Source organism: Chryseobacterium sp. CH21, from assembly GCF_004119445.1.
In the GTDB taxonomy this organism is placed as follows: domain Bacteria; phylum Bacteroidota; class Bacteroidia; order Flavobacteriales; family Weeksellaceae; genus Chryseobacterium.
The window spans coordinates 1-289 of sequence record NZ_QICI01000035.1 but is presented as its reverse complement, the minus strand read 5'-3'; the positions used below and the strand labels follow the sequence as shown (position 1 = coordinate 289).

The following is a 289-nucleotide window of genomic DNA, read 5'->3' as shown; positions in this document are numbered from 1 at the left end:
GAATGTTACAGAATATACCATCCCAATAATCACTTCCATTGAAATTGATGGTACAACCGTAAAAGTTGGAGCAAGTGGCGGCAATCCTCCATATGAGTACCGGAGCTACTACACCATCCATTACTAATGTTTTTGCCGGAAGCTACTGGGTAGAGCTTACCTCTAACGGATGTACCTACAGGCAGAATGTGAATGTTACAGAATATACCATCCCAATAATCACTTCCATTGAAATTGATGGTACAACCGTAAAAGTTGGAGCAAGTGGCGGCAATCCTCCATATGAGTA

The 289-nt window shown here is 41.9% G+C and carries 1 protein-coding gene; it reads left to right on the top strand.

The annotated features are described in order from the left end of the window. Positions 1 to 74: 74 nt before the first annotated feature. Positions 75 to 289, top strand: a 215-nt coding sequence (locus BOQ62_RS06115) for a hypothetical protein (protein WP_228413764.1), incomplete at its 3' end; no start/stop codon positions are given.